Annotated in this window: 6 protein-coding genes; 2 read left to right on the top strand and 4 right to left on the bottom strand. The window is 70.6% G+C overall.

Going from position 1 to position 7,973, the window contains the following annotated elements; translation table 11 throughout:
- Positions 1 to 160 precede the first annotated feature (160 nt).
- Both ACLQ26_RS11470 and ACLQ26_RS11475 read right to left on the bottom strand, forming a co-directional pair.
- Positions 161 to 3,151, bottom strand: a complete 2,991-nt coding sequence (locus ACLQ26_RS11470; RefSeq protein ID WP_425744382.1) for a UPF0182 family protein — start codon at positions 3,149 to 3,151, stop codon at positions 161 to 163.
- Between the two features lie 96 nt (positions 3,152 to 3,247).
- Positions 3,248 to 4,261, bottom strand: coding sequence for a YlbL family protein (locus tag ACLQ26_RS11475; RefSeq protein WP_425744383.1), 1,014 nt, complete (start codon positions 4,259 to 4,261; stop codon positions 3,248 to 3,250).
- A gap of 184 nt (positions 4,262 to 4,445) precedes the next feature.
- Between ACLQ26_RS11475 and ACLQ26_RS11480 the strand changes: the two genes are divergently transcribed.
- A complete protein-coding gene (locus ACLQ26_RS11480) occupies positions 4,446 to 5,678 on the top strand; it encodes a zinc-dependent metalloprotease (protein ID WP_425744411.1) in 1,233 nt (410 codons plus the stop codon).
- Between the two features lie 196 nt (positions 5,679 to 5,874).
- Here ACLQ26_RS11480 and ACLQ26_RS11485 read toward each other — a convergent pair whose 3' ends face one another.
- Positions 5,875 to 6,483 carry a hypothetical protein gene (locus ACLQ26_RS11485; RefSeq protein WP_425744384.1) on the bottom strand — a complete coding sequence of 203 codons (609 nt, stop codon included), beginning with the start codon at positions 6,481 to 6,483 and terminating at the stop codon, positions 5,875 to 5,877.
- A gap of 152 nt (positions 6,484 to 6,635) precedes the next feature.
- Positions 6,636 to 7,166 (bottom strand): M48 family metallopeptidase, encoded by a 531-nt coding sequence (locus ACLQ26_RS11490; protein ID WP_425744385.1) that lies wholly within the window; start codon positions 7,164 to 7,166, stop codon positions 6,636 to 6,638.
- A 526-nt stretch (positions 7,167 to 7,692) separates the two neighbouring features.
- Here ACLQ26_RS11490 and ACLQ26_RS11495 point away from each other — a divergent pair.
- A complete protein-coding gene (locus ACLQ26_RS11495; RefSeq protein ID WP_007464795.1) occupies positions 7,693 to 7,860 on the top strand; it encodes a DUF5679 domain-containing protein in 168 nt (55 codons plus the stop codon).
- Positions 7,861 to 7,973 lie beyond the last annotated feature (113 nt).

The raw sequence follows: 7,973 nt of genomic DNA on the forward strand, positions 1-7,973 counted from the left end.
CGGCTCGTTAACCGTAGCGCACCGACCCGGGGCACCGCAAAACGACCCCGATACCGCGCCGGCAGGACCGGGCCCACCGCGGCCGACGCGACGGAGCCCTCGACGTCAGGACCGCGCGGGTCCGACGACGAGGGCTCCGGGGTGGTGCTCGGGCGGCCGATCAGCCGCCCGGGGTGGCGCTCGGCGTCGGCGGCGGCGCGCTGCCGCTCGGGTTGGCGGCCTGCTGCGCCTGCTGGAACGCGGTGAGCGCCTCGTCCAGCGCCTTGAGCGCGCGACCGTACCGCTCGAAGTCGCCGGAGGTCTGCGCGGCGCGGACCTCCGTGATGGCAGCCTGCACCCGGTCCGCGGCGGTGGCCAGCGGGCCGGTCGGCGGCGGGGTGGTGCTGCCCGGCGTCGGCGTCGCGGTCGGGGTCGCCGTCGGCGACGGGTTCGTCGGGTTGCCCCCCGTGGTCGGCGGCGGCGAGGTGCCCTGCCCGGCGCGCTTGCCCTGCTCGACCAGCTGCTTGATGCCGTCGTTGATGTTGTCGGCGAGCGCCACGAACGAGCCGCCGTCACCGTAGGAGAGCAGCACCTTCTGCAACAGCGGGTACGCGTCCTGCTGGTTGCTCTTCACGTACACCGGCTCGACGTAGAGCATGCCGTCGGCGAAGGGCAACGAGAGCAGGTTGCCGTACTGCACCTGCGCCTGGTTGCTGGAGAGCAGGTTGAGCTGCTGGCGGATGTTCGCGTTGTTGGTCATCTGCTGGTGCACCTGCACCGGCCCGGAGATCCGGGTCTGGTCCGGCAGCTCCAGCACCTCCAGCCGGGGCTTCCCGTCGACGTACGACCCGGAGATCAGCGCGGCCAGGTTCTGCCGGCCGTTCGGGGTGACCGCCGAGGTGAGCTGGAACCGCGGGTCCTCCTGGCCCGGGAACTGGGTGAACAGGTAGTACGGAGGCTGCTTCTGGCCGCTGTCCGGCGCGTCCGGCACGTTCGGCACCTGCCAGAAGTCCTGCGCGGAGTAGAAGTCACCCGGGTTGGTCACGTGGAACTTGGTGAGCAGGTTGCGCTGCACCTTGAACATGTCGGCCGGGTAACGCAGGTGCTCCGTCAGCTCGACCGGGATGTCCGCCTTCGGCTTGATCAGGTCCCCGCCGAACGCCTTGTTCCACGCCTTCAGCACCGGGTCGGTGTCGTCGTACTCGTAGAGCGTCACGGTGCCGTCGTACGCGTCGACGGTGGCCTTCACCGAGTTGCGCATGTAGTTGACGTTCTCCCGGGCCAACTGGAAGGTGCCCCGGTTGGTCAGCTCGTCGGTCGTCTCGACCTGGAGGTTGACCCGCTCGGCGTACGGGTAGGTCGCCGCCGTCGTGTAGCCGTCGACGATCCACTGCACCCGGCCGTCGACCACCGCCGGGTACGGGTCGCCGTCCAGGGTGAGGAACGGCGCGACCTTCTCCACCCGGTCCCGCGGGTTACGCACGTACAGCAGCTTGGAGTCCTTGTTGACCGCCTCGGACAGCAGGAAGTTCGACTCCTGCTCCTTGATCGAGTACAGCAGTCGCCGGGTGAAGGAGCCGATCTCCACGCCACCCTCACCGGTGTAGGTGTAGGACTCGCCGCCACCCTCACCGACCGGCCTGTCGAACTCGGCCTTCTTGTTCGGGTCGGACTGCCCGACGATCGCGTAGTCGTCGGCCGCCATCCGCTCGCCGTAGTAGATCCGCGGCTGCTTGGCGGGGATCTGCTCGGTCTGCGAGGAGCACGCCTCCTGGGTCTTCTCGCCGAGGAAGCCGGAGACGAAGAACGGCTGCCCGCCGCACACCACCTGGTTCGCCGGGGCGGCCACCAGGCCGTACCCGTGGGTGTAGACGGTGTGCCTGTTGATCCAGGTGTTCTGCTGGTCGGTCAGCTCGCCGTAGTTGATCTCACGGACGCCGACGACGTAGTCGGAGGTCTTGCCGTTCACCCCGTACCTGTCGATGTCCAGCTTGGGACCGAAGTCGTAGAAGCCCCGCACCTGCTGGAGCTGCGTGTACGTCTCGCTTACCAACTGCGGGTCGAGCAGCCGCACGTTCGACACCACAGACGTGTCGGTGGCCAGGTTCGCCGGTGGGGTGAGGTTGTTCGCCGCGTACGGGGTGGTCTCGGTGGCGCCCAACCCGAACGCCGCCCGCGTCGCGTCGATGCTGCGCTGGATGTACGGCGCCTCCTTGTCCTTGGCGCTCGGCTTCACCTCGAAGGTCTGCACCGCCCAGGGGTAGATGCCGCCGATCGCCACCGCGGAGACGCCGAGCAGAGCGAGCGAGATGCCCGGCCAGACCAGGTTCCGCATCCAGGCGTTGGAGAACACGATGATCGCGATCGCCACGACGATCGAGATGTACGCCAGGATCTCCTTCGCCGGCAGCAGCGCGTTGACGTCGGCGTAGCCGGCGCCGTACAGCTTGGCGCCCTCGTTGTACTCAAGCAGCATCGCGCGACGGTCCAGCACGTACGCCAGGGCCTTGAGCAGCACGAACACCGCGACGAGGGTGCTCAGGTGAGCGCGGGCCGCGTTGCTCATCCGGTCCCCGATGCCCTGCAGGCGAACCCCGCCGAAGAGGTAGTGCACCGCCAGCGCGCCGATCAGGGCCAACACCACGGCGGTGAAGCCGACACCGAGCAGGTAGCGCCAGAACGGCAACTGGAAGACGTAGAAGCCGATGTCCACCCCGAACTCCGGGTCCTTGATCCCGAAGTCACCACCGTTGCGGAAGAGCAGCCACTGGTTCCACCGGCTCTGCGCGGACAGGCCGGCGAAGATCCCGACCACGGCGGCGGTAAGCGCGATCCAGGTGCCGAGGCGCGGGCTGAGCGCCATCCGGTAACGCTCCAGGGTGGCCTGCTCCACCGAGTGCGGCCGCAGCCGCGGACGCAGCCGGTAGGCCAGCCACAGGTTGCCGCCGACGATCACCGCCATGCCGAGACCGATGACGAGGAACAGCATCAGCCGGGTGACAAGCACACCTGTGAAGACCTCGGTGTAGCGGACCTCGTCGAACCAGAGCCAGTCCGTCCAGGCTTGGACACCCCAGCCGAGCAGGGTGAAGAGCACGAACACCCCGACCAGGACAGCGATGGTGACGCGGCCGCGCCGGCTCATCCTCGGCAGGGGGCTGCTGCTACGCATTACCACTGTTGGCTCCGCACGCTCGATGTGATCGGCTCCGATCAGGCACCCAGAGTACGGGGTGTTTCTGAACGTGTCGGGGCACGGTCACGCGGGTCAGCAGCGGGTCGGTTGACCACCCGCGCGCAGCGTCTCAAGAGCGGTGAGCGCCTCGTCCAGCGAACCCACCTTCAGCAACGGCAGGTCGGGCTGCGGATTGCGGACCGCCTCGGCGCAGTTGTCGGCCGGCACAAGGAAGACCTTGGCCCCGGCATGCTTCGCACCGACCAGCTTCTGGGCGATCCCGCCGATCGGGCCGACCGTGCCCTCGTCGTCGATCGTGCCGGTGCCCGCGATGACCTTCCCGCCGGTGAGGTCGGCAGGTGTCAGCTTGTCCACGATGCCCAGGGCGAACATCAGGCCGGCGCTCGGGCCACCGATGTCCCCCAGGTCGATGCCGAGCGTGAACGGGTGCGGCTGCTGTTGGTCGATCTCGACACCGATCCGCGGCCGGCCGTCCTGCTCCCGGCTCGTCACCGTCGCGGTGGCCGCCGCGCCGTCGCGCGTGTAGCCGATCCGCAGGGCCGTACCGGACGGCTTGGCCCGGATCAGCTCGGTGACCGCGGCGGCCACCGGCACCGGCTGGCCGTCGACCGAGGTGACCACGTCGCCGACCTTGAGCGCCCCTGCGGACGGGCCGTCCGCGGCGACCGACTTGATCACCACCTGCACCGGGAAGCCCAGCTCGCGCAGCGCGGCGGTCTCGGCGCTGGTCTGCGAGACCTTGAAGTCCTCGGCGTTGCGCTGCTCGACCTGCTCGGTCGACTCCCCCGGCGGGTAGACCAGCTCACGCGGCACCACCGCCTCGTCGTCGGAGAACCAGCCGGCGATCGCCGAGCGGAGCCGAACCGTTGGCTGCACCCCCACGGTCGTCAGCCGGAGCTGGCCCGCGGACGTGGACGTCTCCCGGCCGGTGACCTGGATGACCTCCTTGCCGTCGGCCGTGCCGAGGGTGTTGACCGTCGGGCCCGGGCCGAGCACCACGTACGGGATCGGCACCCGGAGCACCCCGATGCTCAGCAGGGCGGTGAACAGGGCACCGAGCAGGACCGTCAGGCCGCGACGTCTCATGCGCCAGAGCGTACCGATTGCTCCGGGCCCGCCCGACGGATGCGGCGTGCGACTTCGCCCTCAGCGCAACGCCAGCGGCGGCTACCTGGGGCGCGGCCCGCGTACCGTAGACGTCGTGCCTGATATTCCGTTCGGTTTCGCGCTCCCGGGTGGTCAACCACCAGACCCCAACGATCCCGCGCAGATGCAGCAGTTCATGTCGCAGTTGCAGCACCTGCTCTCGGCGCCGGGCAGCGGGCCGGTCAACTGGGACCTGGCCCGGCAGGTGGCTGCCAGCCAACTCGCCGCCGCCGGCGACCCGGCGGTCTCCCCGTACGAGCGCAACGCGGTCGAGGAGGCGTTGCGCCTGGCCGACCTGTGGTTGGAGCCGGCCTCGTCCTGGCCGTCGGGCATCCAGTCACCGGTCGCCTGGAACCGCAACGAGTGGATCTTCAAGACGCTCGACGTGTGGCGCAAGCTCTGCGATCCGGTGGCCAGCCGGATGGTCGGCGCGATGGGTGACCTGGTGCCGCCGGAGGCGCGCGCCCAGCTCGGCCCGATGCAGTCGATGGTCGCCAGCCTCGGTGGCGCGCTCTTCGGCGGTCAGCTGGGGCAGGCCCTCGGCTCGCTCGCCGCGGAGGTGCTCTCCGCCGGCGACATCGGGCTGCCGCTCGGCCCGGCCGGCACGGCCGCGCTGATCCCGGCCAACATCCGCGCGTACGGCGAGGGCCTGGAGCTGCCCGAGGACGAGGTGCGCCTCTACGTGGCGCTGCGCGAGGCCGCCCACCAGCGGCTGTTCCAGCACGTCCCGTGGCTGCGCGGGCACGTGCTCACCGCCGTCGAGATGTACGCCTCGGGCATCCGGGTCAACCGCGAGGCGATCGAGGAGGCGATGGGCCGCGTCGACCCGACCGACCCCGAGTCGATGCAGGCGATCGCCCTGGAAGGCATCTTCACCCCCGAGGACAGCCCGGCGCAGAAGGCCTCGCTGGCCCGACTGGAGACCGCGTTGGCCCTGGTCGAGGGCTGGGTGTGCCACGTGGTGGACAGCGCGGCCAAGGACCGCCTGCCCAACGTCGTGCGGCTGGGCGAGGCGTTCCGTCGCCGCCGGGCCGCCGGCGGCCCCGCCGAGCAGACCTTCGCCGCGCTCGTCGGCCTGGAGCTGCGTCCACGCCGGCTGCGCGAGGCGGCGGCCCTGTGGGCGGCGCTCACCGAGCACCGCGGCATCGAAGGCCGGGACGCCGTCTGGGGCCACCCCGACCTGCTCCCGTCGGACGACGACTTCGCCGACCCGGTGGCCTTCGCGATGAACGACATGGACCTGAGCGAGCTCGACAGCTTCGACTTCAGCGCGCCCGGTGGGGCCCCGGAGAAGGCTCCGGGTCAGCCCGACGAGACCGAGGGCGACACGAACTCCGACGGCGACAGCAAGGCCTGACGCATAGGTCCGGGTGCCCGCGCCACGCGGTGGCGGGCACCCGGCACGCGTCCGCCCCGGGTTGCCCGGTCAGCGAAGCAGCTGATCGAGTGGGGCGCTCGGTTGCCGACCAGCCGGAACGCCTGCGCAGCGCGCGGCCGCCGACCAGCCCGAACCGCCGACCAGCGGAGCAGCGGGCGGAGCGCGTGTTGCCTGGTCAGCCCGGGCGGCCCGACCCGGACAGCAGCGCGCGGGTGGCCTCCCAGCCCTCGAAGGCCGGGTCCAGGGTGGCGAGGTCGGCCGGGCCGCGCTGCCGCCGCCAACCCGCCGTGACGGCGACGTCCCCGGGCGCGGGAGCACCGGCCCGCGCGTCGGCCGGCGTCGCCGTGTCCATGTCGAGCGGGGGCAGCCACTCCGGCACGGGCAGTCGTACGGCCACTCCGAGCAGACCCGGGCCGCCACCCTCCACCGGAGCGACGGCGACCGACCGGGTGGTGAGCGGACGCAGCAGCTTTCCGACGGTAAGCGCGGGCAGGTCGGGCACGTCAGCGGTGAGCACGGCCGCCTGGTCGTAGCCGTCCAACGCCGCGAACACGGCGTTCGGCGTCAGTTCGGCCACCTCGTACACCGTCGTGCCGGGCCAGACCAACGCGTCGGCGAGGGCCCGGTCGGCGCGGGTGACCGCGACCGCGACCTCCACCTCGTTGAGCGTGGCGAACAGGTCGACGACGTCTTCCGCGAGAGCCGCTCGCCATTCGGCCAGGTCGACGCCCGGCGGTGACCAGGGAACCGGCCCGAGCAACGCCACTACCACCCGTCGTGCCACCCCCCGACCCTAGCGCCCACCTCGACCACCCCGCCCGCACGACCCAGCCGCACCGTGATCGACTCGCCTTCCTTGAAATCGTGGTATCCGGAAGAGGCATCGATAGCGCGGTTTTCAGGAACGCGAGTCGATCAACCCTCGCCCCGACGAGATCAGGTGGGGACCGGGGTGCAGGAGGCGGCGGCGACGCCTTCGAGGTAGCCGCGGGCGCGCTCCGACTTGGGGTAGCGCCCGACCAGCGCCCAGAAGCGGGCGTTGTGGCTGGGCACGATGAGGTGCGTCAGCTCGTGCAGCAGCACGTAGTCGATGACCCAGTCGGGCATGTCCTGGACCCGGTGCGAGATGCGGATGCTGCGGTCGGCGGGGGTGCAGGAGCCCCAGCGGCCGTTCTGGTTGGTGACCCAGCGGACACTGGCGGGCACCGCCTTCGCGCCGTACCCGCCGAGGTAGAGGTCGATCAGGCGGGTGGCGCGGGCGACAAGTTCGTCGTCCGACCGGGCGAGCCGGCCCTCGCGGGCGGCGAGTCGCGCCAACATGCGGTCGACCCACTCGCTCTCCTCGGCTCGGGAGAACTGGTCCGGGATGAGGACGACCACCCGCTCACCGTCACGGTACGCAGACACCGTGCGTCGCCGACGCTGGCTGCGCCGCACCTCGACGACCGGCTTACGCGTCCCCGCCATCACTGGCCCGCGCAGCCTCGGCTACGTGTCACGAAGGAAAGCTAATGCGTACTGACCAGGGGTCCGCAAGAGTCAACCGCGCGACACGCGCCCAAAAGATGGTGATTGGTCGCCCACCGTCCCGAAAATTTCTTGGGCCGGTGGTCACCGCGAGGCCGCCGGGCCGTCTCGTCACCCACCGTGTACGGCGGCGCAGCGGTGCCGGGCGGCACCCCTCCACCGTAGGTGATCACCGCGCTCGGCGCCGCCGCGGGGGCACTCGCACGGGTGGCTGTGAGGGTTTGGTCGGCGTGTCCCCGCCAAACTGACTTATCCGACCTATTTCGCCATGCACACTCTCGACGTCGACTTGCTCACAGTGTCGATGCACAGCTGACATGGAACCGCCCAGACCTGGGTAGGGTCCGCGGACCAGCGGTCACGAAGGTGGCCGTGGAGTGAGACCCAGCGCCGGCGCCCCGTGTGGCCCGCCGCAGGGCAACCCGCCGGGACCGTATTGACCGGCGGACGAGACGAGGAGGGCACCGTGGCCGACCAGGCCCAGACCTACAACGGTTACTGCGTGAAGTGCAAGGAGAAGCGGGACTTCGAGGGGCACGTGGAGGTCTCGAAGACCGGTATGAACATGGCCAAAGGCAAGTGTCCGGTTTGCGGCACAACAGTGAACCGGATTCTCGGCAAGGCGAAGGTCTGACCCGTACGGATCAACGGGGGGCGGGACGGCCGGGTGGGCCGCCCCCCCCCCCCACAAGGGGGGGTTACACACGGGGTGCAAGTAGTGGGGGGGGGCGCGCCCCGGGGGCCCCC

The sequence above is a fragment of the Micromonospora sp. DT43 genome (genome assembly GCF_049841645.1).
GTDB lineage: Bacteria > Actinomycetota > Actinomycetes > Mycobacteriales > Micromonosporaceae > Micromonospora.

What these genes read in the sequence shown, in the direction of transcription:
- ACLQ26_RS11480 (WP_425744411.1), top strand. Translation starts at nt 4,446, where the DNA reads ATGCAGCAGTTCATGTCGCAGTTGCAGCACCTGCTCTCGGCGCCGGGC.
- ACLQ26_RS11470 (WP_425744382.1), bottom strand. Translation starts at nt 3,151, where the DNA reads ATGCGTAGCAGCAGCCCCCTGCCGAGGATGAGCCGGCGCGGCCGCGTC.
- ACLQ26_RS11475 (WP_425744383.1), bottom strand. Translation starts at nt 4,261, where the DNA reads ATGAGACGTCGCGGCCTGACGGTCCTGCTCGGTGCCCTGTTCACCGCC.
- ACLQ26_RS11490 (WP_425744385.1), bottom strand. Translation starts at nt 7,166, where the DNA reads ATGGCGGGGACGCGTAAGCCGGTCGTCGAGGTGCGGCGCAGCCAGCGT.